This is a genomic window from Caulobacter sp. GW821-FHT12D05, from assembly GCF_058807295.1.
Genome location: NZ_JBXAQO010000003.1, coordinates 921,695 through 947,245, shown reverse-complemented (window position 1 = coordinate 947,245; position 25,551 = coordinate 921,695). Strand labels below are relative to the sequence as shown.

At 67.6% G+C, this 25,551-nt stretch carries 22 protein-coding genes and 2 pseudogenes; 13 read left to right on the top strand and 11 right to left on the bottom strand.

What is annotated here, in order from left to right; translation table 11 throughout:
• Nucleotides 1-52: 52 nt before the first annotated feature.
• From AC1RRR_RS17330 to AC1RRR_RS17310, 5 genes are read left to right on the top strand one after another with little or no spacing between them, the layout of a single operon-like run.
• Nucleotides 53-1,567 (top strand): tryptophan halogenase family protein, encoded by a 1,515-nt coding sequence (locus AC1RRR_RS17330; protein WP_492815017.1) that lies wholly within the window; start codon nt 53-55, stop codon nt 1,565-1,567.
• A complete protein-coding gene (locus AC1RRR_RS17325) occupies nt 1,564-2,649 on the top strand; it encodes a tryptophan 7-halogenase (protein ID WP_492815015.1) in 1,086 nt (361 codons plus the stop codon). Before AC1RRR_RS17330 ends, AC1RRR_RS17325 begins: the two co-directional genes overlap by 4 nt.
• On the top strand, nt 2,646-4,160 hold the full coding sequence (locus tag AC1RRR_RS17320; protein ID WP_492815013.1) for a tryptophan halogenase family protein: 1,515 nt from the start codon (nt 2,646-2,648) through the stop codon (nt 4,158-4,160). Before AC1RRR_RS17325 ends, AC1RRR_RS17320 begins: the two co-directional genes overlap by 4 nt.
• Nucleotides 4,157-5,665 (top strand): tryptophan halogenase family protein, encoded by a 1,509-nt coding sequence (locus AC1RRR_RS17315; RefSeq protein ID WP_492815011.1) that lies wholly within the window; start codon nt 4,157-4,159, stop codon nt 5,663-5,665. The genes AC1RRR_RS17320 and AC1RRR_RS17315 overlap by 4 nt, the downstream gene beginning before the upstream one ends.
• 18 nt (nt 5,666-5,683) lie before the next feature.
• The gene (locus AC1RRR_RS17310) at nt 5,684-6,268 is read left to right on the top strand and encodes a TetR/AcrR family transcriptional regulator (protein ID WP_492815010.1); all 585 of its coding nucleotides are present in this window, start codon (nt 5,684-5,686) and stop codon (nt 6,266-6,268) included.
• Here the strand turns inward: AC1RRR_RS17310 and AC1RRR_RS17305 are convergent.
• Entirely contained in the window at nt 6,265-7,578 is a 1,314-nt protein-coding gene (locus AC1RRR_RS17305; protein WP_492815008.1) for an amidohydrolase, read from the bottom strand. The two genes, AC1RRR_RS17310 and AC1RRR_RS17305, sit on opposite strands and share 4 nt — an antisense overlap.
• Nucleotides 7,579-7,772: 194 nt before the next feature.
• Nucleotides 7,773-9,875, bottom strand: a complete 2,103-nt coding sequence (locus AC1RRR_RS17300; protein WP_492815006.1) for an alpha-glucuronidase family glycosyl hydrolase — start codon at nt 9,873-9,875, stop codon at nt 7,773-7,775.
• 190 nt (nt 9,876-10,065) lie between these two features.
• On the opposite strand from AC1RRR_RS17300, the gene manD reads away from it, so the two are divergent.
• The 3 genes from manD (at nt 10,066) to AC1RRR_RS17285 (ending at nt 12,849) form a co-directional block, all read left to right on the top strand.
• Nucleotides 10,066-11,277 (top strand): D-mannonate dehydratase ManD, encoded by a 1,212-nt coding sequence (gene manD / locus AC1RRR_RS17295; protein ID WP_492815004.1) that lies wholly within the window; start codon nt 10,066-10,068, stop codon nt 11,275-11,277.
• 110 nt (nt 11,278-11,387) lie between these two features.
• Nucleotides 11,388-12,137: a FadR/GntR family transcriptional regulator gene (locus AC1RRR_RS17290; RefSeq protein ID WP_492815002.1), complete on the top strand. Its 750-nt coding sequence runs from the start codon at nt 11,388-11,390 to the stop codon at nt 12,135-12,137.
• Nucleotides 12,138-12,192: 55 nt separating this feature from the next.
• Entirely contained in the window at nt 12,193-12,849 is a 657-nt protein-coding gene (locus tag AC1RRR_RS17285; protein ID WP_492815000.1) for a helix-turn-helix domain-containing protein, read from the top strand.
• Nucleotides 12,850-12,892: 43 nt separating this feature from the next.
• Here the strand turns inward: AC1RRR_RS17285 and AC1RRR_RS17280 are convergent.
• Nucleotides 12,893-12,976 (bottom strand): annotated as a pseudogene (locus AC1RRR_RS17280) (NlpC/P60 family protein); the annotation flags it as partial.
• Between the two features lie 14 nt (nt 12,977-12,990).
• Here AC1RRR_RS17280 and AC1RRR_RS17275 point away from each other — a divergent pair.
• Nucleotides 12,991-14,067, top strand: coding sequence for an acyltransferase family protein (locus AC1RRR_RS17275; protein ID WP_492814998.1), 1,077 nt, complete (start codon nt 12,991-12,993; stop codon nt 14,065-14,067).
• Here AC1RRR_RS17275 and AC1RRR_RS17270 read toward each other — a convergent pair.
• Nucleotides 14,064-14,765, bottom strand: a complete 702-nt coding sequence (locus AC1RRR_RS17270) for an HAD family hydrolase (protein WP_492814996.1) — start codon at nt 14,763-14,765, stop codon at nt 14,064-14,066. The genes AC1RRR_RS17275 and AC1RRR_RS17270 overlap by 4 nt on opposite strands.
• Before the next feature lie 127 nt (nt 14,766-14,892).
• On the opposite strand from AC1RRR_RS17270, the gene AC1RRR_RS17265 reads away from it, so the two are divergent.
• Nucleotides 14,893-15,144 (top strand): hypothetical protein, encoded by a 252-nt coding sequence (locus AC1RRR_RS17265; RefSeq protein ID WP_492814995.1) that lies wholly within the window; start codon nt 14,893-14,895, stop codon nt 15,142-15,144.
• Nucleotides 15,145-15,200: 56 nt separating this feature from the next.
• Here AC1RRR_RS17265 and AC1RRR_RS17260 read toward each other — a convergent pair whose 3' ends face one another.
• The 3 genes from AC1RRR_RS17260 to AC1RRR_RS17250 all read right to left on the bottom strand — a co-directional run bounded on the left by AC1RRR_RS17260 (nt 15,201) and on the right by AC1RRR_RS17250 (nt 19,517).
• Nucleotides 15,201-15,968, bottom strand: coding sequence for an alpha/beta hydrolase (locus tag AC1RRR_RS17260; RefSeq protein WP_492814993.1), 768 nt, complete (start codon nt 15,966-15,968; stop codon nt 15,201-15,203).
• Nucleotides 15,969-16,158: 190 nt separating this feature from the next.
• Nucleotides 16,159-16,302, bottom strand: coding sequence for a hypothetical protein (locus tag AC1RRR_RS17255; RefSeq protein WP_492814992.1), 144 nt, complete (start codon nt 16,300-16,302; stop codon nt 16,159-16,161).
• A 299-nt stretch (nt 16,303-16,601) separates the two neighbouring features.
• Nucleotides 16,602-19,517, bottom strand: coding sequence for a TonB-dependent receptor (locus tag AC1RRR_RS17250; protein WP_492814990.1), 2,916 nt, complete (start codon nt 19,515-19,517; stop codon nt 16,602-16,604).
• 581 nt (nt 19,518-20,098) lie between these two features.
• On the opposite strand from AC1RRR_RS17250, the gene AC1RRR_RS17245 reads away from it, so the two are divergent.
• Entirely contained in the window at nt 20,099-20,470 is a 372-nt protein-coding gene (locus AC1RRR_RS17245; protein WP_492814988.1) for an endonuclease domain-containing protein, read from the top strand.
• A 150-nt stretch (nt 20,471-20,620) separates the two neighbouring features.
• Here AC1RRR_RS17245 and AC1RRR_RS17240 read toward each other — a convergent pair whose 3' ends face one another.
• A complete protein-coding gene (locus AC1RRR_RS17240; RefSeq protein ID WP_454714442.1) occupies nt 20,621-20,899 on the bottom strand; it encodes a DUF1272 domain-containing protein in 279 nt (92 codons plus the stop codon).
• Nucleotides 20,900-21,160: 261 nt separating this feature from the next.
• Here AC1RRR_RS17240 and carA point away from each other — a divergent pair, with 261 nt between their 5' ends.
• Complete coding sequence (gene carA, locus AC1RRR_RS17235; protein WP_492814985.1) at nt 21,161-22,327, top strand: glutamine-hydrolyzing carbamoyl-phosphate synthase small subunit; 1,167 nt, start codon at nt 21,161-21,163, stop codon at nt 22,325-22,327.
• A gap of 50 nt (nt 22,328-22,377) precedes the next feature.
• Here the strand turns inward: carA and AC1RRR_RS17230 are convergent, their stop codons facing one another.
• The 3 genes and pseudogenes from AC1RRR_RS17230 to AC1RRR_RS17220 form a co-directional block, all read right to left on the bottom strand.
• Nucleotides 22,378-22,878 carry a C39 family peptidase gene (locus AC1RRR_RS17230; protein ID WP_492814983.1) on the bottom strand — a complete coding sequence of 167 codons (501 nt, stop codon included), beginning with the start codon at nt 22,876-22,878 and terminating at the stop codon, nt 22,378-22,380.
• 144 nt (nt 22,879-23,022) lie between these two features.
• Nucleotides 23,023-23,091, bottom strand: a pseudogene (locus AC1RRR_RS17225) (endonuclease domain-containing protein); the annotation flags it as partial.
• Nucleotides 23,092-23,209: 118 nt separating this feature from the next.
• Nucleotides 23,210-23,449, bottom strand: a complete 240-nt coding sequence (locus AC1RRR_RS17220; protein WP_454714438.1) for a flagellar basal body rod C-terminal domain-containing protein — start codon at nt 23,447-23,449, stop codon at nt 23,210-23,212.
• A gap of 378 nt (nt 23,450-23,827) precedes the next feature.
• Between AC1RRR_RS17220 and AC1RRR_RS17215 the strand changes: the two genes are divergently transcribed.
• Entirely contained in the window at nt 23,828-25,537 is a 1,710-nt protein-coding gene (locus tag AC1RRR_RS17215) for a M28 family peptidase (RefSeq protein ID WP_492814981.1), read from the top strand.
• Nucleotides 25,538-25,551 lie beyond the last annotated feature (14 nt).

The following is a 25,551-nucleotide window of genomic DNA, read 5'->3' as shown; positions in this document are numbered from 1 at the left end:
AAAACGTCCGCGCGGGGGTCGCAACAGACCCCAAGATGGGTAGGGTCGCCGCATGACTCCTGCTCCCATCCGCAAGATCGTCATCGTCGGCGGCGGCACGGCCGGCTGGATGACCGCCGCCGGCCTGGTCGCGATGCTCAAGGGCCTGCCGATCGAGATCGCCCTGGTCGAGTCGGCCGAGATCGGTACGGTCGGGGTCGGCGAGGCCACGGTCCCGCATATCCGCAACTACAACGCCCGCCTCGGCCTCGACGAAGCCGACTTCATGAAGAAGACCCAGGCGACCTACAAGCTGGGCATCGAGTTCCGCGACTGGGGCCGCAAGGGCGAGCGGTACGTCCATCCGTTCGGGGCGTTCGGCCATCCGATCGGCGGCGTCCCGTTCCATCAGCACTGGCTGCGGGCCAAGGCGCGCGGAGAAGCCGACGCCATCACCGCCTACAGCCTGCCGATCATGGCCGGGTTCGCGGGCAAGTTCGTGCCGCCCTCCCCCGACCCGCGCTCGCTGGGCTCGACCTTCAACTACGCCTACCAGTTCGATGCGGCGCTCTATGCCCTGTACCTGCGGGCCTATAGCGAGGCGCGCGGCGTCACCCGCACCGAGGGCAAGATCGCCAGCGTCCAGCAGCGCCCCGACGACGGCTTCGTCAGCGGCGTGACGCTGGAGAGCGGCCAGGCGATCGAGGGCGACCTGTTCATCGACTGCTCCGGCTTCCGGGGCCTGCTGATCGAGCAGACCCTGAAGGCCGGCTATGACGACTGGACGCAATGGCTGCCCTGCGACCGCGCCGCCGCCGTGCCGTGCGACTCGGTCGAGCCCGCCACGCCTCTGACCCGCGCCACGTCGGACCAGGCCGGCTGGCGCTGGCGCATCCCGCTGCAGCACCGGGTGGGCAACGGCTATGTCTATTGCTCCAGCTATATCAGCGACGACGAGGCCGCCCGCGTGCTGGTCGACAAGCTGGACGGCAAGGCCCAGCAGGACCCGCGCTTCCTGCGGTTCGTCACCGGCCGCCGCAAGAAGCAGTGGTTCAAGAACGTGGTGGCCATCGGTCTCGCGTCCGGCTTCCTGGAGCCGCTGGAGAGCACCTCGATCCACCTGATCCAGGTGGCGATCAGCACCCTGCTGGAGCTCTTCCCGCACCGGGGTTTCGATCCCGCCGACCAGGACGAGTACAACCGGGTCATGGACCTGGAGTTCGAGCGCATCCGCGATTTCCTGGTGCTGCACTATCACGCCAACCAGCGCGACGACTCGGAGTTCTGGCGCGACCGCGCCGCCGCGCCGATCCCGAGCAGCCTGGCCGACAAGATCGCCCTGTGGCGCGAGCGCGGCGTGGTGGCGGCCTATAAGGACGGGTTCTTCAAGGAGCCGTCGTGGCTGGCCGTCTATCTGGGTCAGAACATCGCGCCGCAGGGCTGGGACCCGATGGTCGAGGCCATCCCCGCCGCCGAGTCGGCCCGCGTGTTGGCCGAGCTGAAGGCGGCCGTGGCGCGGACCGTGGAGGCCATGCCGGCGCATGAGGACTATCTGCGCTCGGTCGCGGACGCGAGGGTCTCGGCATGACACGGATCCTCATTGTCGGAAGCGGCGTCGACGCCTGGATGACCGCCGCCGTGCTGGCGACGGCCGCACGGGGGACTGTCGAGGTCTCGGTGGCCGAGACCGGTCCTGCGGCTGAAGGCCAGCTGGTCGCCCTGCCCGCGCTGCGGGGTCTGCACACGCGGCTGGGCATCGAGGTGGGCGCCCCGCTGCTTGGCCTGCGCCACGGCGCGAGCGTCGAGCCGTTCGGCGACACCGGCGCGGTGCTCGAAGGCCTGCCCTTCCACCACTACTGGCTGCGGGCCGGCGACGGCGCGCCGCTGGAGGCCTGGAGCCTGACCGCCCAAGCCGCCGCGCGTGGTCGTTTCGCGCAGAGGAGCGCCGATCCGAGGTCGCCGCTCTCGACCCTGGATCACGGCCTGCTGCTGGACGCGGCGGAGTACGCCGAGACGCTGAAGGCCGTGGCGCTGAAAGCCGGCGCCACGCAGGTCGGTGGCCGCCCCGACGCCGACCTCGTGGTCGACGCCTCGGGCGAGGCCGGCGAGTGGATCGACTGGAGCGCCTGGCTCCCGACGGGCGCGCGGCTCACGGGCGTCGAGAACCGCATCGCGACCTTCACCCACGACGCGCCGCTGAAGGCCGGCCGCCGGGCTCAGGCGGTCGAGGGCGATGTCGTGGCCGTCGGCGGCGCTCTGGCCCATATCGGCGCGGCCGATGGCGGTGACCTGCATCTGCTGCAGACCACCGTCTCGCGCCTGGCGGCCCTGCTGCCGACGGGTCCCGCTGCCGTGGCGGAGTTCAACCGGCTGACCGCTCTCGCCGTCGAGCGGGCGCGGGATATGGCGATCCTGCGGTGGGGGGTGCTGGATGCGCCTCCCGAAGAGCTGGCCTGGAAGATGGCCCAGTTCGAGAGCCGGGGTCGCGTGGTGAGCTACGACGAGGAGACCTGGCCCGAGCAGGCTTGGGTGCATGCCCTCTTGGCGCGGGGGATCACGCCGAAGCGCTGGGACCCGCTGGTCGAGCGCGCGCCGTTGGCGCAGACGCGGGAGATGCTGGGGCGGATGAAGGCTGTGATCGAGCGTACGGCGGAGGAGATGCCGCGATGACCAACCCCATCCGCAAGGTCCTGATCGTCGGCGGCGGCACCGCCGGCTGGATGACCGCCGCCGCCCTCGCCAAGGTCCTCGACACCAAGGGCGTCGAGGTCACGCTGGTGGAGTCCGACGCCATCGCCACGGTCGGCGTGGGCGAGGCGACGATCCCGCCGATCACCACCTTCAACCAGATCCTCGGCATCGACGAAGCCGAGTTCATGCGGGCGACCAAGGGCAGCTTCAAGCTGGCCATCGAGTTCATCGACTGGAAGCACAAGGGCCACCGCTACCAGCACCCGTTCGGCAATTTCGGCCTGGATATCGAGGCGCTGAAGTTCCACCAGTTCTGGCTGCGGTCCCTGCACGAAGGCTGGGCCCAGCCGATCGACGACTACAACCTGCCGGCCACGGCGGTGAATCTCGGCAAGTTCGCCTTGCCGTCCAAGGATCCGGGCCAGGTGATGTCGGCGCTGAAGTACGCCTTCCACTTCGACGCCAGCCTCTATGCCAAGTACCTGCGCGGCTACGCGGAAAAGCGCGGCGTCACCCGCATCGAGGGCAAGGTCGGCAGCGTCGAGCAGGACGGCGAGACCGGCTTCCTCACCGGCGTGACGCTGGAAGACGGCCGGGTGCTGGAGGCGGACCTGTTCGTCGACTGCACCGGCTTCCGCGCCCTCTTGATCGAGCAGACCCTGAAGACCGGCTTCGAGGACTGGGGCCACTGGCTGGCCAATGACCGCGCCGTCGCCCTGCAATGCGAGATGGGCGGCGATGGCCTGTCGCCCTTCACCCGCGCCACGGCCCACGAGGCCGGCTGGGTCTGGCGTATCCCGCTGCAGCACCGGATCGGCACGGGTTACGTCTACTCCTCCAAGCACATCAGCGACGAGGACGCGCTGAAGACGCTGGAAAAGACCTTGGACGGCGCCCCCACCCAGCAGCCGAACTTCATCAAGTTCCGCCCCGGCCGCCGCAAGCAGATCTGGAACAAGAACGTCGTGGCCATCGGCCTGTCGTCGGGCTTCCTGGAGCCGCTGGAGAGCACCAGCATCCACATGATCCAGGCCGGCATCACCAAGCTGCTCGCCCTGTTCCCCGACCGCGGCTTCAACCCAGTCGAGATCGCCGAATATAACCGCCTGACCATCCTGCAGGTCGAGCTGATCCGCGACTTCATCATCCTGCACTTCCACGCCAACCAGCGCGACGAGCCGTACTGGAAGCAGCTGCGCGAGATGGAGATCCCGGCCGACCTGTCGCGCAAGATCGAGCTATTCCGCAGCTCCGGGCGCCTCTTCCAGTCGGACTACGACCTCTTTGCCGAGCCCAGCTGGATCGCCGTGCTGCTGGGCCAGGGCGTGACGCCGCAGCGCCACGATCCGCTGGTCGACCAGTACGACCGCGCCTTCGTGAAGGGTCAGATGGAGCGGCTCGCCAGCCTGATCCGCCGGACCGCTGAATCGATGCCGACCCACGAAGCCTTCATCGCCCGCTACTGCGCGGCCCCCGAGTTCAAAGCATGACCCAGAACCACCGCCTGCGCCGCGTCGTCATCGTCGGCGGCGGCACCGCCGGCTGGATGACCGCCGCCGCCCTGGGGCGCTTCCTCAAGGACGGCTACACGAAGGTCACCCTGGTCGAGTCCGAGGCCATCGGCACCGTGGGCGTCGGCGAGTCGACGATCCCCCAGATCAACATCTTCAACCGCATGCTGGGGCTGGACGAGAACGAGTTCGTCAAGAAGACCAAGGCGACCTTCAAGCTGGGCATCGACTTCGTCGACTGGAAGGCAATCGGCCACAGCTATCACCACCCGTTCGGTCCCTATGGCGTCGACATGGAAGGGGTGTCGTTCCACGCCTATTGGCTGAAGGCCCACGCCATGGGCATCGCGCCGGACCTGGGCGAGTTCAGCCTGCAGACGGTCGCGTCCCGGCAGAGCAAGTTCATGCGCCCCAACGGCCAGGCCAACTCGCCGCTGGGCCAGATCGCCTATGCCTTCCAGTTCGACGCCGGGCTCTATGCCAAGTTCCTGCGGGAGTATGCCGAGGCGCGCGGCGTGGTGCGCCAGGAGGGCAAGATCGCGTCCGTCCAGCAGGACGGCGAGAGCGGGCACGTTTCGTCGGTTACCCTCGAAAGCGGCCAGGTCATCGAGGGCGACCTCTTCATCGACTGCTCGGGCTTCCGCGCCCTCTTGATCGAGCAGACGCTCAAGGCCGGCTATGAGGACTGGTCCCACTGGCTGCTGAACGACCGCGCGGTGGCCATGCCTTGCGCCTTGGGCGGCTCGCTGGCTCCGGTGACGCGGGCGACGGCCCGGCCGCACGGCTGGCAGTGGCGCATCCCGCTGCAGCACCGCCTGGGCAACGGCTACGCCTATTCCAGCGCCCATGTCAGCGACGACGAGGCCCTGGCCGACCTGCTGGCCAACCTGGACGGCGCGCCCCTGGCCGATCCGAATTTCCTGCGCTTCACCGCCGGTCGCCGCAAGAAGAGCTGGGACAAGAACGTCGTCGCCATCGGCCTGTCGGCCGGCTTCATGGAGCCGCTGGAGAGCCAGTCGATCCACCTGATCCAGGTCGGCATCTCGCGCCTGATGGCCCACTTCCCCGACCGCCGGTTCTTCCAGGCCGACATCGACCGCTACAACCGCACCATGACCTTCGAGTACGAGAAGATCCGGGATTTCCTGATCCTCCACTTCAAGGCCACGACGCGCAGCGACACGCCGTACTGGGACTATCTGCGCGAGATGCCGATCCCCGACTACCTGGCCGACAAGATCGACCTGTTCCGAGGCTCGGGCCGGGTGTTCCGCGAGAACGAGGAGCTGTTCAACGACACCTCGTGGTTCGCGGTGTTCATCGGCCAGGGGATCCATCCCGAGAGCTGGGACCCGATGGCCGATCCGATGGACGAAGGGCTGTTCCGCGCGCGGATGGCCGAGATCAAGTCGGTGATCGCCAAGTCGGCGCAGGTGATGCCGGATCACATGGCGTTCATCGCGGAGAATTGCGCGGCGGGCTGAGCCCCCTATGCTGCCGTGATGACGACCGACTCCCCCGCCGCCTCGAAACGCGGTCCAGGCCGGCCGCGCGATCCGGAGGTCGAGCGACGGCTGCGGCGCGCGACGCTGGAAGTGCTGTCCGAACGCGGTTTCTCAGGCCTGACCGTCGACCGCATCTGCGAGCGGGCCGGCGCGCCGCGCGCCACCTTCTACCGGCGCTGGAGCGATCCGGTCGACGCCGTGACCGAGGCCTATACCGAGGCCTTCAGCTTCGAGACCCAGCCCGATACCGGCAGCGTCGTGGCCGACCTGGTGATCCTGGGCCAGACCATGGTGCGGCTCTACAACGACCCGGTGATGGGCTCGTGCATGAGCTTCCTGGTCGTCGAGGCCCGCGTGCGCCCCAAGCTGGTCGCCTGGCACGAGAAGGTCTTCCCCATCCGCCGCGCCCACAGCCGCGCCATCGTCGAGCGGGCCATGGCGCGGGGCGAGATCGCGGCCAGCATCGATCCCGACCTGATCATCGACGTGCTGAGCGGCCTGGCCATGAACAACCACGCCACCGGCCGGCCGGTGACGGCGGAGGCGCTGGAGTTCGTGGTGCGCAGGCTGCTGGGGCTCTAGCGGCCCGCCACCCCCAGCACCGCCAAGGTCATCGCCTCGACCCCCGTCCGGATCGCCGGTTCCGGCGTCGGGGCGAAGAACGGCGAGTGGTTGGTCGGCACGGGCTTGCCCTCGGCCTTGAGCTTTTCGATCTGGTCCGGCGCATAGCCGCCGATGCCGAAATAGACCGACGGCACGCCCGCCAGCACGAACTCCGAATAGTCCTCGGACGCCGAGCCGGGCTTTTCCTCCAGGGTCGCCTTGGCCCCGAAGGCGGCCTTGAACACCGCGCCCGTGCGCGCGGTCAGGTCGGCGTCATTGACCACCATCTTGCCGCCCGGGGTCAGTTTCAGCTCGGGCTCGGGCGCGCCGGCCATGGCGGCGACGGCCTTGGCGGTGCGTTGCACGCCGGCCAGGATCTTGTCGCGCACGGCCGCGTCCTGGGTGCGGATCGTGCCGCGCAGCCGGACCCGGTCGGGGATGATGTTGCCGGCGCTGCCGCCCTGGATCGAGCCGATGGTGACGACGCCGAACTGGCTGGGATCCTTCTCGCGGCTGATCACGCTTTGCACGTCGACCACGAAGCGGCTGGCCATCAGGATCGGGTCGATCGTGGCGCTGGGCATCGAGCCGTGGCCGCCCTGGCCGATGAAGGTCAGGTCGATGCCGTCCGAGGTCGAGGTCAGCACGCCCGCCTTGTACGACACCTGGCCGGCCGGGCTGTTGCCGACGTGCAAAGCAAACCCGTAGTCCGGCTTGCCGCCGATCTTGTCCCACAGCCCGTCGGCCAGCATGGCCCGCGCGCCGCTGGTCAGCTCCTCGGCCGGCTGGGCGACGAAGACCAGCGTGCCCTTCCACCTGGCTTTCTGGGCGACCAGCTGCTTGGCGGTCCCGACCCAGGCGGCCATGTGGATGTCGTGGCCGCAGGCGTGAGCGGTGAAGACCTTCTCTTCGCGGTACATCGCCGTCGCCTGGCTGGCGTAGGCCAGGCCCGTCTTCTCCTGCATCGGCAGGCCGTCCAGCTCGGTGCGGATCAGGATCTTGGGGCCGTCGCCGTTCTTGAGCACCGCCACGACGCCGGTCTTGCCGACGTTCTCGGTGACGGTGAAGCCTAGGCTGCGCATCTGGGCGGCCAGTTTCTTGGCCGTCTCGACCTCCTGGAAACCCAGCTCGGGGTGGGCGTGGATGTCCTTGTAGAGCGCCTCCAGCGTCGGGTAGTCGCGGTCCAGCTGGGCGTCGATGGCCTTCTTTGCGGCGGGGACGTTGAGCGGGGCGGCATGCGCGGCGGTGGCGAGCAGCGCGGCGAGGGCCGTGGCGGTGAGGAGTTTCATGCGGAGCCCCGAGGTGGTGAGTCAGGGGATCGACGCACGAGTCCGGCTTAACCGCTAGTGACCCCGTAGATCCTCCCCCTAGCGGGGGAGGTGGCGCGAAGCGCCGGAGGGGGAACAAGTCCTGGCTCCGGTCCCTTCCCCCTCCGTCGGCTGCGCCGACACCTCCCCCGCTAGGGGGAGGATCTGCGTCGCCGTCAGATCCCCGGCGCGTAGGGGAACTTCATCGCTTCGTATTCCTCCAGCGTCTTCGGCGGCGCCTTTTCCCCCGCCGGGAGCGGACGCTTGGAGAAGCTGCCGAACCACGCCACCGACGCGTCGCGCCACCACTGGGCTTCGTCGCGCTGGATTTTCAGGTAGTCAGCTACCTCGGCATGCCGCTGGGCATCGACGTACGGCGCCACGCCCGCCCAGGTCGTCTCCATGCCGTCGACATACTTCACGCCCAGCCCATAGCGCTTGACCAAGCCATCCCACAGCGTGTCACCAGACTTCAGGCGGTAGTCCCAGCTCAGGTGGTGGAACCACAGCAGGTCCTTCTCATCCACGCACTTAAGGTCGGCGAAACACGCCCCCACCGCCGGCGCGTATTGAGCCGTCGCATTGCTCCCCGTCGGCGTGCGATCAAAGCCAACCCCGTCCGGCCCGGCCTTGGCGTAGTAGACACTGGTCCAGTCGGCGCGCTCGCCACCAGCGACCCACGGCCCGGGGCCGTAGTGATGGCTGCGGCCCATCTGATGGTGCAAGCCCAGCGGGGTCATGTAGTCCACCGTCGCCTCGCGCGAGCCCATCATCATCTCGACGACCGGCTTCACGAAGCGCGGGTCATTGCTGAAGGTCATCTTCGCCCAGTCGGTCGCGATGTCCTTCGTCGAGGCGTCCGGATCCCAGGCCAGGCGGCCGAAGACGTACCAGTTGGCCTGGTCGAACTGCGAGCCGCTCCAGTTGCGGTCGCTGCCGATATTGGCCACCCCCGCCATCACCGTCAGCTTGCGGCCGTCCAGCTGGCCGTCGACCACCTTGGCCACCGTCGAGCCCTTGCCCTTGGCCATGGTGTCGGCGCGCAGGGTCTCCTCGTACATCGGGCCGAGATAGACGAGGTGGGTCGAGAACCCGAGATATTCCTTGGTGATCTGGAACTCCATGCCGAGGTTCGACTTCGGCATGGCCCCGAACAGCGGGTGGAACGGCTCGCGCGGCTGGAAGTCGATCGCGCCGTTCTTGACCTGGATGACCACGTTGTCGCGGAACTGGCCGTCGAACGGCTTGAACTCGTTGTAGCCCTGCTTGGCGCGGTCGTCGGGCTGCTCGTGCGAATAGACGAAGGCGCGCCAGATCACGACGCCTCGGTTACCGACCGCGTCGGCCAGCATGTTGGCCCCGTCGACATGGGTGCGGCCATAGTCCTGCGGGCCGGGCTGGCCTTCGGAATTGGCCTTCACCAGGAAGCCGCCGAAGTCGGGAATGGCCTTGTAGATCTCGTCGGCCTTGGCCTTCCAGAAGGCGGCGACGGCCGGGTCCAGCGGGTCGGCGGTCTTGAGGCCGCCCAGTTCGACCGGGGCCGACCAGCGGGCCGACAGGTAGACGCGGATGCCGTAGGGCCGGAACGTGTCGGCCAGGGCCGCGGCCTTGGCGATATAGGCCGGGGTCAGGCTGTCGGCCTTGGCGTTGACGTTGTTCAATACCGTGCCGTTGATGCCGATCGAGGCGTTGGCGCGGGCATAGTCGACCATGCGCGGATCGACGTGGCCCGGCAGCCGCCACCAGTCGAAGATCGACTGACCGGCATAGCCGCGCTCGACCGTGCGGTTCAGGTTGTCCCAGTGGTTCAGCATGCGCAGCTTCACCTTGGGCGCGCTGGCGATGTCCAGGCTCTCGACCGGCTGGCGGGTCTGGATCAGTTCCAGGTAGCGGAACACGCCATACAGGACGCCGATGTCCTTGGAGGCGGCGATGACGGTGGTCTTCCTGCCGTTAACCGCCGTGGTGCGGATGCGGTAGCCCTCGTCGCCGAGGTCCTTCTGCGGCGCGACGGTCAGCTGGATCACCCCGTCGCGGGAGCCGGCGGCGGCGCTGGCGGGCTTGCCGACTAGGCCGGTGAGGCCGCGTTCCAGCTCGGCGCGAGCAACCTTCAGCGTGGGGGTATTGGAGACCGGCGCGATGGCGGCGGCGCGGGCGGCGTACGGCGCCTTGGCGGCGGCCTCGACCGGCTTATAGCGCAGCCACAGGTCATAGCCGTCCTCGGCCCGGGCAGCGGAACCGACCAGGACGAGGCCCAGCACCAAAGCCAGCAACCGCATTCGCTTCACTCCCACGCACGCCCGATCTCAAAGGTCGGGTCTCCACTCCTTAGTGGTCAGACCACTGGGTTGACAAGCCTCATGGTAGCGGTAAACCGATAGACAGGGAGGAAGATTGGACGCCCGCGCCCGCAAGTTTGGCGCGCCCTCGGTCTTTCGTCCCGCCCGCGGATTTCAGCAAAAGCGTCTCATGCCCAAGATCATCGCCGCCAAGACCATCGTCACGTGTCCGGGGCGCAACTTCGTCACTCTGAAGATCGTGACTGACGAAGGCGTCTACGGCATCGGCGACGCCACGCTGAACGGCCGCGAGCTGGCGGTCGAGGCCTATCTTTCGCAACACGTCATCCCCTGCCTGATCGGCCGCGACGCCCACCAGATCGAGGACATCTGGCAGTTCCTGTATCGCGGGGCCTATTGGCGCCGGGGCCCGGTGACCATGGCCGCCATCGCCGCGGTCGACATGGCGCTGTGGGACATCAAGGGCAAGATCGCCGGCCTGCCGGTCTACCAGCTCTTGGGCGGCGCCTGCCGCACGGGGGTCATGGTCTATGGCCACGCCAATGGCGAGACGATCGAGGAGACGATCGACAACGCCCGCCACTATGCCGGCCAGGGCTACAAGGCCATCCGCCTGCAGACCGGCGTGCCCGGCATGAAGGGCGCCTATGGCGTCTCCAAGGACCGCTTCTTCTACGAGCCGGCCGACAGCGACCTGCCCAAGGAGACCGTCTGGTCGACCGAGCGCTACCTGCGCAGCGCCCCGGCCTTGTTCGAGGCGGCGCGCGCGGCCCTGGGCGACGACGTCCACCTGCTGCACGACGTGCACCACCGCCTGACCCCGATCGAGGCCGCGCGCCTGGGCAAGGATCTCGAGCCTTACCGCCTGTTCTGGATGGAGGACGCCACCCCGGCCGAGAACCAGGCCAGCTTCCGGATCATCCGCCAGCACACGACGACGCCGCTGGCCGTGGGCGAGATCTTCAACTCGGTCTGGGACTGCAAGCAGCTGATCGAGGAACAGCTGATCGACTACATCCGCGCCACCGTGGTCCACGCCGGCGGGATCACCCACCTGAAGAAGCTGGCCAGTTTCGCCGACCTCTATCACGTGCGCACCGGCTGCCATGGGGCCACCGACCTGTCGCCAGTCTGCATGGGCGCGGCCCTGCATTTCGACCTGTCGATCCCGAACTTCGGCATCCAGGAATATATGCGCCACACGCCCGAGACGGATGCTGTGTTCCCGCACGCCTACACCTTCCAGGATGGCATGCTGCATCCGGGCGAGGCGCCGGGCCTGGGCGTCGACATCGATGAAGCGCTGGCCGCGAAATATCCCTACCAGCGCGCCTATCTGCCGGTCGCTCGCCGCCTGGACGGCTCCATGCACGACTGGTGATCTGACCATTCGGCGAAAAGGGAGAGAAAGTAGGACAATTCGCGCGGATCTCCGTGGTAGTGATTCATGGAATCCGCCCCCGCCAGCGTCTCTAAAAGCCCCTCCGAGCCATGTCAGACAACGTCAAGCTCTACCGCAAGATCGCCGACTCCGTGGCCGACGCCATCGAGGCGGGGCAGTACAAGCTGGGCGACCGCCTGCCGACCGAGCGTGAGCTGGCCGAACAGTTCGGGGTTTCCCGCCCGACCCTCCGCGAAGCCATGATCGCCCTGGAAATGCTGGGCATGATCGAGGCCCGCCATGGCCTGGGCATCTACGTCACCGGCAATGTCCGCCCGATCGCCCCCTCGGCCGAGATCGACTTCGAGATCGGCGCCTTCGAGCTGATCGAGGCCCGCCGCCTGTTCGAGGGCGAGGCCGCCGCCCTGGCCGCCACCTCGATCAGCGACGAGCAGATCGAGGGCCTGGAAGCCCTCCTTCAGCGCATGCACGAGGAGGAGGAAATCAGCGGCGAGGACGCCGACCGCGAGTTCCACCTGACCATCGCCCGCGCCACCGGCAACGGCGCGATCATCGCCACGATCGAGAACCTGTGGGACTGGCGCAACCGCTCGCCCCTGGCGCGGAACATCCTGACGCGGGCGCGCGGCATGGGGCTGGAGCCTCGGATCGTCGAGCACCGTCGGGTGGTGGATGCGCTGAAGGCCCGTGATCCGGCGGCGGCGCGGCAGGCGATGCGGGATCACCTGGAGCGGGTGATCGACCACCTGCTGCATGCGACCGAGACCGAAGCGGTGCAGCGGGCGCAGCAGGAGACGAAGGCGCGGCGCAGCGCGATCGCCAAGCGGGTGGCGATCTAACCCCCATGACACGGGTTTAACTGGCGCGAGGCGTTCGGCGCACTACGTTCGCCCAATGCATCCGCCCCTCCGGCATACCCTCCCCGCCGACGCCATTCCCCGCCACCTGCACGCGGCCCCCTACGCCGCCGTGGTCCTGGAGGGCGGCTATGAGGAAGCCGGCGAGCGCGGTCGTTACCGCGTCGAGGCCGGCGACGTGCTGGTCCACGCCGCCTTCAGCGCGCACTTCAACCCCGCGCCGGGTCGCCGCGCCGTGGTGCTGAACCTGCCGCTGACCGCCGCGCCGACCTTCGCCATCGCTCGCCTCGCCGATCCGGACACGCTGGTCCGCCTGGCCGAGCGCGATCCCGTCGCCGCCACGGCCTACCTCGTCACCCACTGGGAGGCCGGCCGGGCCGCCCTCGCCGACGCCCCCGACCGCATGGCCGCCGCCCTGTCGGACGCCTCGGACCTGGCCATCGAGACCTGGGCCCGCGACCACGGCGTCACCCGCGAGACCGCCTTCCGCTGGTTCCGCCAGGCCTATGGCGTGGCGCCGTCGCGCTACCGGGTCGAGGCGCGGGCGCGGCGGGCGTGGGGGATGATCACCGGGACGGCGGAGACGCTGGCGGGGATCGCGGCGGAGGTGGGGTTTACGGATCAGGCGCACATGACGCGGGATGTGAAGGCGCTGACGGGGAAGACGCCGGGGGCGTGGAGAGCAGCGGCTTAGGTTTTCAGATCCTCCCCCTAGCGGGGGAGGTGTCGCCGCAGGCGACGGAGGGGGAAGAGACCGGGCCAGGACAACTTCCCCCTCCGGCCTTCGGCCACCTCCCCCCTTGGGGGAGGATCTGGATCATGCCACAGCTCTACAATGCTCCGCCTGCCGCCCCTGAAACCCGACTCCGACCAGATGCTGCACCTGGACGCCCTGCGGATCGTGGGCGCCGTCATGATCGTGGTGTTCCACTTCAACCGGTTCATCAATCTGGACGGTCAGTGGCAAGTCGCCGACGACACGATCAAGAGCTTCAGCCTGATCGTCGACCTGTTCTTCCTGATCTCCGGCTACGTCATGGCGGCGATCTATACCGGCAAGCTGACCACCACCGCCAAGTACCGCGACTTCCTGCAGAAGCGCGTCGCGCGGCTGGGTCCCCTGCACTGGGCGACCATGCTGGTGTTCGTGGTCATCGCCGCCTTGGGCTGGGTCGGGGTGCTGAACGAGCGGGACCCGTCGCGCTACGATGTGACCTGCATCCCGCAGAACGTGCTGTTCATCCACGCCTGGGGAACCTGCAAGGCCCAGACGTGGAACTTCGTCAGCTGGGCGATCAGCGCCGAGATGGGGCTCTATATCGCCCTGCCCCTGCTCTTCTGGATCACCGCCCGCGGCGCCTGGGCCACCGCCGCCACGGCGATCGGCAGCCTGCTGCTCCTGCTGTGGATCTCACGCACCGGCGAGACCTTCTCGCAGTGGACCTTCAACATGGGCGTGGCCCGCGCCGTGCCGGGCTTCATGCTGGGCATGCTGGCGTTCCAGCTGCGGGACCAGCTCGGGAAGCTGCCCTACGCCCGCTTCGTGATGTGGGCGCTGCTGGCGGCGTTCGTCGTCGCGTCCGGCATGGGGGCCTCGCGGACGAGCCTGCTGCTGGTGATCTACGCCGTCGGCCTGGCCGGCGTCGCCGCCGACGCGCAAGGCGTCCAGGGCGGCGTCAGCAAGGCCATGGCCCCGTGGGCGCAGCTCAGCTTCAGCCTCTACCTGCTCCACCCGATCGCCCTGAAGATCGCCCTGAACTGGGTCGGCTTCGGCATGTGGCGTCTGAACGGCGACGCCATGCGCCTGTGGTGCCTGGTGTGGATCGTCGCCCTGTTTCCGATCGCCTATCTGTCGCTGATCGGCTTCGAGCGGCCGGCGCGCGACTGGGTGGCGAAGCTGGGGAAGCGCTAGCCCTTCAGCCCGTCCACCCACGCCGGCAGCTCGCTGATGCTGGAGAGCTCCACATACCGCTCATGCCCCACCGGGGCCTCGGCGGCCTCGTGCGACCACACCAGCGGGTACGGGATCAACGCGCTCCAGCAGCCGGCCTCCAGCGCCGGCAGGATGTCGGACTTCATCGAGTTGCCCGCCATCACCGCCTGCTCGGCGCCCGTGCCGTAGCGCTCGAACACCCGGCGGTACGTCCCCGCGTCCTTCTCGGACACGATCTCCACCGCCACGAAGAAGTCGCCCAGCCCCGACGAGGCCAGCTTCTGCTCCTGGTGCAGGAGGTCGCCCTTGGTGATCAGGATCAGGCGATAGCGATCCGACAGCGCCGACAGCGCCTTCTCGACGCCGGGCAGCGGCTCGATCGGTTCGGTCAGCATCTCGCGGCCCACGGCCAGGATCTCGCGGATCACCCGGGTGTCGACGCGGCCGTCGGTGACCTCCAGCGCCGTCTCGATCATCGACAGGGTGAAACCCTTGGCGCCGTAGCCATAGACCCGCAGGTTCCGCTTCTCGACGGCCAGCAGCTGGCTCTCGATCTTCTCTGGGTCGCCGTGGTCGGACAGCAGGTCCAGGAACCGGGCGTGCGACAAGCGGAACTTGCTCTCGCAGTGCCAGAGGGTGTCGTCGGCGTCGACGCCGACGGTGGTGATCGTGGTCATGGCCCCGAGCCTAGCACAAAAATCACATAAGGATATCCTTATGTCCGTCACAGCTTATGTTGCGTTTATGCGCGAGGCCGGTTTTCCGAACAGCGCCCTTACGCGGCCCGGCGGTATCTCAAGCGTCATGACCGCCCGATCCCCCGCCCATCGCCGCTTGCTGCTGGTCCTGATGATCGTGGGCCTAAGCGGTTTCGCCGGCCTGATCGCCTGGAGCGCCCACGCGCCGCCCCACGCCGACCTGATCCGGTTCTTCGCGCTGGTCTGGCTGATGGTGTTCGGCGCCGCGCGGATCCTCGTCCATCTGGACCAGGCGCTCTACGATGAGGCGCCCGACACCGACCACTGGTCGCGCCTGCGCGGCCGAGGCGACCTCTAGACGCGGACAAGCCCCGGAACGCCTTACGTTCCGGGGCTTCTTTGCCTGCGCCGAGCTTACTTACCTTGCGCGGCGTCCTCGATCAGCTTGGCCACCGCTTCCGGCTTGGAGATGAAGACGGCGTGGCTGCCGGCGACCTCGGTGATCTTGGCGCCGGCGCGGGTGGCTTGGGCGCGCTGGGCGACGGGCGGGATCATCAGGTCTTCGGTGGCCAGCAGATAGTAGCTGGGCTTGACCTTCCAGGCCGGCTGGGTGACCGCGCCGCTGACGGCCTTGATGCTCCACGGCACCTGGCTGTCGGCCATGAAGGCGGCTTGGACGGGATCGACGTCGGCGGCGAAGGCGGCGGCGAACTTGGCGCGGTCCAGCGACACGAAACCATCCTGCGGCGGCAGGATCGGCGGAACCGGGGCGCCGGGGACCGGCTTGGCGGTCAGCGTGGCGATCGACTCGCCGGCGTCCGGAGCGAAGGCGGCGACATAGACCAGGCCCGCGACCTTGGGGTCGGTCCCGGCTTCCGAGATCACCACGCCGCCGTACGAGTGGCCGACCAGGATGGCCGGACCGTCCTGCTGGGCCAGGGCGCGCTTGGTCACCGTCACGTCGTCGGCCAGCGAGGTGGTCGGGTTCTGGACGATGGTGACGTTGTAGCCGTCCTTCTTGAGGATCTTGTAGACGCCGGCCCAGCCCGAGCCGTCGGCGAAGGCGCCGTGCACCAGCACGACGTTCTTCACGGGCGCCTTCGGAGCAGCTTGGGCGGGAACGAAGCCGGCGGCCAGGGTCAGGGCGGCGGCGGAAGCGATCAGGGTGCGGAACTGGGTCATTTGGATCTCCCTCGGATTTCGGTTAGCGACAATGTTTATCGCGATAACGAAATGGATAAACCCGAGACGATCCACTTGTCCAGAGAAAAAGATGTCGCGATAATCTATTTCGCGACAAATAAATGCCAAGCCCTTGTCGGACCTGGGTTTTCGCGATGGAAAAAAGTTGGCTGAGCCGGCGCCGGACGCCTTAGAAGGTCAGCGCCACGAAGACCACGATGCTGACCGGGACGGCCGCCGACAGGGCCAGGTTCAGCACGGTCTCGCCGACGCCGAGGGCGATCTTGGCGGACATCGCGGCGATCTTGGCGGCAGCGGGGTCGAGGTGGGTCATGGGGGCTCCTTGCAAGCCCGACCCTGCACCCGTGGTAGTTAACGCCCAGATTCCGCCACAGTCACACAACCGCGACACATTGTCCTTTCGCCCCAAAAAGAACGGCGCGCCTTCGGTAGGAAGGCACGCCGCGGAGGCCACGCGCGAGGGGGAGGCGCCGACTAGGAACCCGCGCGCGAATGGGAGGTCGAAAAGAATCCCGCCGGCCAGGGAACGCGGCCGGCGGGTAGAGGGAACTTCAAGCGCTTCCCGACGAAGTGGATACCGGTTCGTCGTCGGAAAGCGCGCCAAACAAAGACCTAGAACTTGCCCCGGATGCCCAGGATGACCTGACGGCCGGGCTGGTACTGGGTGAACATGGCGTTCTCCCAGTAGAAGTTGCTGCGCTGCTCTTCCTTGGTGATGTTGATGACATCCAGGGTGACGCGCGGCTGGGTCGGCAGGTTCTTGAACTGGTAGCTGGCCGAGAAGTCGAACTGACCGCGGGCCTCGGTGTTCAGGGTCGCGAACGGGATGCCGTTCTGGTTGTTGCCCGACGAGATCTGGGCGTCGTTCCAGACGTACGACAGTCGCAGCGTCGCGCCGTGGTCTTCGTAGTAGCCGGTGATGTTGTAGGTCCACGGCGAGATGCCGACGGCCTGGGCCGGGGCGCCGTTACCGCGCGGGTTCTGCTCGACGTGGGTGGCGTTGGCCGTGAAGCCCGAACCCTTCAGCAGGAAGTCCAGCGGCTGCACCCAGGTGACTTCCTGGCCCAGGATGGTCAGGACGCCGTCGGCGTTGACCTGCTGGGTCACCGTCACGGTGGCCGCGTTCGGGCCGCCACGGTTGGTGATCGCCTGCTGCTGCAGGTTGGTCAGCTGGTCATACGGCACGCCCAGCTGGGCGAACGGGATGGTGTTGTTGCCGTTGATGGTGAAGCCGGTCAGCTCCTTGCGGAACAAAGCGACGCCCACATAGCCAGCGCCGCCGGTGTACCACTCGCCGCCCAGGTCGAAGTTGTTCGAGAAGTAGGGCTGCAGGCTGGGATTGCCTTGCGTGGCCTGCTGGGCCGAGGGGTCGGAGAACACCGTGCCCGGCAGCATGGCCGACGGGTTGGGACGGGTCATCGACCGCGAGGCGCTGGCCCGCAGCACGATGTTGTCGGCCAGGTCGAAGGCCGCGTTGAACGAGGGCAGCATGCCGTCGTACTTGGTCGTGCGCTGCAGGAACGAGAGCACGCCGTTGACGGTCTGCGGGCCTTCGATCGTCTGCTCGGTGTCGTAGTAGCGGACGCCGGCGTTGAAGCGCAGGTCGCGGTCCAGGATCTGGGCCACGCCGTTCATCTCGATATAGGCGCCCGAGGTCTTCTCACGGATGTAGCCCGAAGCCGCGCCGGTGGCGGCCGAGGACGAGAACGGCGCGGCCGCGTTGAACGCGTCGTAGTTGGTGGCCGCGAAGAACTTGTCCTTGTCCAGGGTCACGAAGCCGATCGGACCGGCCTTGATGAAGCTGGCCAGGGTGGCCGAGGTGACGGCCGAACCGGCGCGGCCGTCGCAGGCCGGGGTCGGCGACGGGGCCGGGCTCTGCGGGGTGACGCCGCCGCCGCCGCAGGTGAAGGTCTGCCAGCGACCCGAGTTGTCGATGGCCGTGATGCGGCGACCGACGTCGTCATAGGCCGCGCCGACCTTGAAGTTGATGTTCTTGTCTTCGCCGAACGTCACGTCGAAGTGGGCGCCCTTGGTGAAGGTGACGCGCTTTTCGTTCTGGACGTTCACGCGGCCGCCGGCCCAGGTCCAACCCAGGTTCGGGTCGTTCAGGCTCTTGGACGGGGTGATCGAGGGCTTGTTGCCATCGTTCTTGTAGGTGACGTTCAGGCCGCTGTTCAGCGGGCTGTTGAACAGCACCGTCGGGGCTTCACGGAAGAAGACCGAGCGGCTCCAGTTCACCTGACCGTCGACCTTGATCCAGTCATTGGCCTTCCAGCTGAAGCCGGGGTTCACGTTCAGGACCTCGACGTCTTCCACGTACGGGCGGTACTCGAGGAAGAACTGCGAGTTGAGGAAGGTGCCTTCGGTGACGACGTTGTTGCTGTCGACCTTCACGCCCACCGGGACCATGAAGTTGGAGTTCCGCACCGACCAGTTCATGTCGATGCGCTCGAACTCGCGATGCGCTTCCGAGTACATCGTGTCGAGGTAGATATCGAGATTGTCGTTCGGACGGTACTGCAGCGAGGCGATGTAGCTGTTGCGGTTGCGCTCGCCCGAGCTCCACGAGTCACGACCCAGGCGCGGCAGCTGCGCGTCGGATAGCTGGACCAGGGTGGTGCCCGGGTTCAGCGAGGCCAGCAGGGCGTTGTCGATCGTCTGGCCGGGGGTCAGACCATTGCCGGTCACGCCGACCGGAACCGTCCCGGCCCAGTTGAAGCCGTTGCCCGCCGTGACGTTACAGCCCGCGCAGGTCATGTTGGCGTTGGTCCAGCCGATCGTCTCGAAGCCGGTCGTGGTGGACTTGTTGCGGGCCCAGGCGCCGCCGATCAGGATGCCGAACTCGCCGGCGGCTGTCTCGAACGTCTTGCTGGCCAGCAGCGAGGCGCGCGGGCTGGTGCGGCCGTCTTCCGAGTTCTCGCCAGCCTGGATCGAATAGACCAGCTGCTGGCCGACCTTGTAGTCGAACGGCCGGGCGCTGCGCATATTGACCACGCCGGCGACGCCGCCCTCGACCTGACCGGCGGTCGGGGTCTTGGACACGTCCAGGCGGGTGAACAGCTCGGTCGGATACAGATCCAGGTCGACTTCGCGGTTCTGGTTCTGGCCGTCGGTGCGGCCCGACGAGGCGACGGCGGCCTGGGCGCCGTTCAGCAGGATCTTGGTGAAGTTGGTGCCCAGGCCCCGGATGGCGACGTTCAGGCCGTCGCCGTTGATCTCGCGGGTCAGCTGCACGCCGGGGATCCGGTTCAGCGACTCGGCGATGTTCAGGTCCGGGAACTTGCCGATGTCTTCGGCGAAGACCGAGTCGGTGAAGGCGACGCTGTCACGCTTGGCGTTGGTCGAGTCGGCCAGCGACTTGCGGAAGCCGGTGACGACCACTTCCTCGACGGTGTCGGAGGCGGCGGCCGGCGCGGTCTGCGCCTGGGCGGCTTGGGCCATGGCGATAGTGGTCAGACACGTCGCGCCGATCAGAGCCAGACGCATGGTCGTGGAGCGGGCGGAATAGTGGCGGCGAATGGACGGCATGTTTCTCCCCTAAGAGACGGTGCTCTGCGCACTTGTTCGTTGCCGCCGTGGGGTCCGCTGGCCTTCCCATGCCAACGTTCACGCCCCACACGGCGATGGTAGCGGTCACAATGAACAGCGTTACGAGGTAAGTCCTATTAGGTCAAGGTGGTCAGACCTTATCCGCAGATTATCGTCGGACCTTTGACACAGGGCTGCGGCGCCGGCGCCACGCTACAGGGCGTGTGCGGAGAAGGTAACCGAGGGTGAGATTGACGTTTTTGGGCGAATGTTCGCGCGAACATTCGGGAATGGTCGGAGGATAGGCGGGCGCGCGATCTGGCAGACCTTATGGGATGGCGAGTCCGGCCCTGGGCAGCGCAGCCAAGCGTACGGCGCATTACTCAGACAAAAATGTCAGACCAATGACGGCGGTGAGTGGACGCGGAGCGCCCCCTCCGTCTCGTCGCCTATCGGCGCCGATCCACCTCCCCCGCAAGCGGGGCAGGATGGTGTGCTCTTCTCCTCCCTCGTGAAACGGGGGAGGTGGCGCGTCGCGAAGCGACGTGACGGAGGGGGCGCAAAAGCGCTAAACTCAACCCATGCGGTCGCACTCGAAAACCCACACGCAAGCCAAAGCCCTGCGCCGAACCCTGACCCCGCCCGAAGCCATCCTCTGGACACGTCTCCGCTCTCGCCAGCCAGGCGACCCTCGCATCCGCCGCCAGCACCCGATCGGCCCGTACATCGCCGACTTCTACTGCGCCGACGCGCGGCTGGTGATCGAGGTCGACGGCTGGGGCCATAACATGGGTGATCGGCCGCAACGGGATGAGCGGCGCGACGCCTGGATGGCCGAGCACGGGCTTACGGTGGTGCGTTACCCGGCGGACGAGGTGATGCGAGATCCGACCGGTGTGGCGGATGGGATCTGGGATACGTGCGTGGCGCTGGCGCGGAGCAGACGCGGCTAGCAGCGCCCCCTCCGTCACGTCGCCTATCGGCGCCGCGCCACCTCCCCCGCAAACGGGGCAGGAGGGAGCTGTTTCTCCTCCCCTGCGAAGCGGGGGAGGTGGATCGCTGCGGATACGCAGCGAGACGGAGGGGGCGCTAAACCAAAGCCTCTAAGCCCAGCCCGCCGGCCGCTCATCCTCGCTTCGGCGCACCGTATACCGATGCCCCCGGTTCACCCGCCGCAACGACGCCGGATATCGATGCAGCTGGCTCTCCGGCCTTATCGGCCGCGCCACCAGCCCGCCCCCGCAATCCGGGCACGCCGTCTCGAAGCGCACGTCCGCGCAGTCGGCGCAGAAGGTGTGTTCGAAGGTGCAGATTCGGGCCGCGTCGCTGTCGGGCGGCAGGTTGGCGTCACAGCACTCGCAATTCGGGCGCAGTTCGAGCATGGGTCCGTCCTCCCGTGTTCGGCTGTTCGTTTTGCTTGGAAGCCTTCTACCATAAGGGCTTTTCAGGCCCCCGCGCGAGGGTGCGCGGTCGCATATCACGGGAATGTGGAGCCAAGCGAAATCCGCGTGATCAGGTGGGGTTGCCCCCCCTCCCCTAACCCCCTATACACCGCGCCGTTTGCGCGGCGGGCCGGGGTTACCCCTTGCCCGCTTTTTTGCAAAAATAGTCCCACCCCACCGCGTGTAGGAGCGCTCCCAAGAATGTCCCAAGACCTTCTCCCCGGCGTTACCGGCGTTCTGGCCCTGGCCGACGGCACCATCCTGCAAGGCGTGGGCTGCGGCGCGGTCGGCGACGCGGTCGGCGAGGTGTGCTTCAACACCGCCATGACGGGCTATCAGGAGATCCTGACCGACCCGTCCTACATGGCCCAGATCGTGGCCTTCACCTTCCCGCACATCGGCAATGTCGGCACGAATGTCGAGGACGTCGAGCAGATCACCGGCGTGGCCGAGACGGCCGCCCGCGGCGCGCTGTTCCGCGACGTCCCGACCGACCACGCCAACTGGCGCGCGGGCGGCGACTTCGACAGCTGGATGAAGATCCGCGGCGTCATCGGCCTGGCCGGCATCGACACTCGCGCCCTGACCCGTAAGATCCGCGAGACCGGCATGCCGCACGGCGTCATCGCCCACGCGCCGGACGGCAAGTTCGACCTGGACGCCCTGGTCGCCAAGGCCAAGGCCTGGGCCGGCCTGGAAGGCCTGGACCTGGCCAAGGACGCCTCGACCACCCAGACCTTCACCTGGGACGAGGGCCTGTGGTCGTGGCCGGAAGGCTACGCCAAGCTGGACAAGCCCAAGTACGAAGTGGTCGTCCTGGACTACGGCGTGAAGCGCAACATCCTGCGCGCCCTGGCCCATGTCGGCGCCCGCGCCACGGTGGTGCCGGCCAACACCTCGGCCGAGGACATCCTGGCCCGTAACCCCGACGGCGTGCTGCTGAGCAACGGCCCCGGCGACCCGGCCGCGACCGGCGCCTACGCCGTGCCCGAGATCCAGAAGCTGGTCGAAAGCGGCAAGCCGGTGTTCGGCATCTGCCTGGGCCACCAGATGCTGGCCCTGGCGCTGGGCGCCAAGACCGTGAAGATGGAACAGGGCCACCATGGCGCCAACCATCCCGTGAAAGACCTAACCACCGGCAAGGTCGAGATCGTCTCGATGAACCACGGCTTCACCGTGGACAGCGAGAGCCTGCCCGCCCCGGTGCAAGAGACCCACGTCTCGCTGTTCGACGGCACCAACGCCGGCATCCAGCTGGCCGACAAGCCGGTCTTCTCGGTCCAGCACCACCCGGAAGCCTCGCCGGGCCCGACGGACAGCCTGTACCTGTTCGAGCGGTTTGCGGGTTTGATGGACAAGGCGAAGTAAGCGCCAGGGCGCTTACTTCTCTCCCCCCCCCCAGAGGGGGAGGATAGAAACTATCCCTTCGGCGCGGTCTTCATCAGGGCACGGAACTGGCCGCCATAGGCGTGCTCGTTCCACAAGCCCGCGAAGCCGTCGTAGCCGATCGTGACCTTGCCCGGAGCCGGCTGGGCGGGATCGACCATGAACAGCTGGCGCGCCCGGTCGTCGAAACCACTGACCACCACTGTATGGCCGACGCCGGCGGCGGTGATGTCGACCAGCACCGGTCGCCCCTGCCGCAGCTCGTCCTCGATCACGTTAAGGCCCGCCGCATAGCCTTCGGCCGTATCGGGGAAACCCGCGTCGCTCCAGACGTAACCCTGGCTGGCCAGGCCACGCTTCATGTCGGCGAACAGGGTGATGGTGAAGTCGTCGAACGGCGCGGCGGGGTCATAGGTCCGGCCCCGCGACAAGGCCTTCAGCCGGCGCGGTTCCTGGCGGTCGCCATAGAAGGCCAGCACCATGGCCGCCGAGGTCGGCACGCACAGCAGGGTTTCCTGGGCGATATGCGGCACGGCGAGGTCGACGCGATGGTCGCTCCGCCCTTCGCATCCGAAAAGCGGCAAGACCAGAAACGCGAGCAAGGCGACGGCGAGGTGGCGCAATTCAACCTCCGGAAACTTCGACGGAGATTTACAGCCCCGAGATTAATCGACCCCGAAAGTGGGGGCCGCCTCCCGCAAGACTAGGGGGCAAAGCGGGAGGCGGCTGCCGAACGCCCTCTGCAAGGGGGGCGCGCTTTGGGCGTCCGGCCGCTAGAGCCCATCCGCTGCGGCAGAGACCGCACCGGCTGACCGGGCTCTAACTACGTGGGAGCGGGCCTAAAGGCCCTGCTCAGGAACCGGCTCAGACCTTGAGGTTGAGCAGGGCTCCGGTCATTTCGTCGGCCGTGCGGATCACCGCCGCATTAGCCTTGAAGTCGGTGGCGGCGCCGATCTGTTGGACGCGCTCGTTGACGTAGTCGACGTCCCCGAGGGTCTGGGCGCGATCGGCCTGGGCGTCCGCCGATGCCACGCGTTGGGCCGAGGCGTGGAGGCGGTCGGCGGCGGCCATCATGCCGGAGGCTGCGATCGAAATTGCCTGCATCGGTTTGTCCCCCAAAGGAATTGCCGTTGTTGACGTTGGTTATCGCGCCGGTTGGGTTAAGCGGTTGCAACCAAAAATGGTAAAATTCACACCTTGGTCATAATTTTTTACGCGGGTTAACCATGTTTCGGGGCCCCAGATCGAGGTTGCGAACAGGGTGAATCTGCCGCTAACCGAACCGGCGGGGGCCGTTGCTGGCCTTGGCCTCGCCCGCCGCGCGAGCCCTGTTGCGAGAACGCCGTTCGCGGCGGGAAATCCTGCCCAACATTACAAAACGTTCAGGTCCGCGCGTCTCGACAAGCCGTCACAGCGCCGACATGGTTCGCCCCCTGACGCGGGCCGGGGGCGGCCTGCCTTTCAAGAAGGCTCATCACAGACATGTCGTTTACGCGCCGCGCCGCGCTCGCCAGCGCCGCCCTGCTCATGGCCGCTCAACCGGTCCTCGCCGCCACGCCCGCCAAGCCGGCTCCGGCCGCTGCTAAGAAAGCCGCTCCGGCTTCGGACTTCACGCCGTCGGCCGAGGCCATCAAGGCTCACATGACCTTCCTGGCCGACGACGCCATGGAAGGCCGCGAGGCCGGCACGCGCGGCTACGACATCGCCGCCAACTATGTCGCCGCCCAATACGCCCTGCTGGGCGTCAAGCCGGCCGGCGACAAGCTGACCACCGGCGTCAGCTACCAGCAGCACGTTCCGCTGCTGGCCCACCGCCCGGCCACCGACGGCGCGATCAGCGTCATCGGCGCCGACGGCCAGGCCGTCGCCCTGAAGTACGGTGAAGACTACCTGCCCGGCTCTCAGGCCCAGGCCGCCGACGTCAATGTCGACGCGCCGCTGGTGTTCGCGGGCTTTGGCGTGGTCGATCCCTCGCGCGGTCGCGACGACTACGCGGGCCTGGACGTGAAGGGTAAGGTCGTCGTCATCCTGACCGGCGCCCCGACCTCGATCCAGACCGAGGAACGCGCCCACTTCAGCAACCCCAACACCAAGCGCGTCGAGGCCGCCAAGCGCGGCGCCGTGGGCGTGCTGATCATCCCGACCACCAGCAGCGAAAAGCGCCGTCCGTTCGCGCGCGGCCTGGCGGGCATGAAGGAATGGCGGGTGATCTGGCGCAACGCCCAGGACGTCGGCGCCATCCGCGCGCCGTCGGCCCCGTCGCTGGCCACCATCAGCCTGACCGGCGCCGAGAAGCTGTTCGCCGGTTCGGCCACGCCTCTGGCGACCATCCTGGAACAGGCCGAGACCCCGGCCGGCGCGGTCAAGGGCTTCGCCCTGCCGGGCAAGGTCAAGATCAGCCTGAAGACCGAGATCGAGAAGCGCGAAAGCAGCAACGTCGTCGGCGTCATCGAGGGTTCGGACCCGACGCTGAAGGCCCAGACCATCATCCTGTCGGCGCACCTTGACCACATCGGCATCAAGGACAACGCCAAGCCGGGCGAGGACCGCATCAACAACGGCGCCCTGGACAACGCCTCGGGCATCGCGACGCTGCTGGAGGTCGCGCGCGGCTTCAAGAACAGCAAGATGCGCCCCAAGCGCTCGATCATCCTGCTGGCCGTGACGGGTGAAGAGAAGGGCCTGGTCGGCTCGGACTACTTCGCCAACAACCCGACCGTGCCGAAGGCCAATATCGCCGCCGACGTGAACCTGGACATGCCGGTGCTGCTGTACCCGTTCACCGACGTGATCGCGTTCGGCGCCGACCGCTCGACCGTGGGCGACGCCGTCAAGCACGCCGGCGCCCGCGTGGGCGTGGCGCTGTCGGGCGACCCGCTGCCGGAAGAAGGCCTATTCACCCGCTCGGACCACTACCGCTTCGTCGAGCAGGGCATCCCTTCGGTGTTCCTGATGACCGGCTTCCAGAACGGCGGCGAGAAGGCCTTCACCACCTTCCTGAAGACCAACTACCACCACCCGGGTGACGACCTGAACCAGCCGATCGACTACCAGGCGGCCGCCAAGTTCGCCCTGGTGAACTACGAGATCGCCCGCGAGCTGGCCAACGCCCCGGCGCGCCCGGTGTGGAAGAAGGGCGACTTCTTCGGCAACGTCTTCGCCCCGGCCGGTCACCCATCGGCCGCGAAGTAAACTTCGCTTCAAAG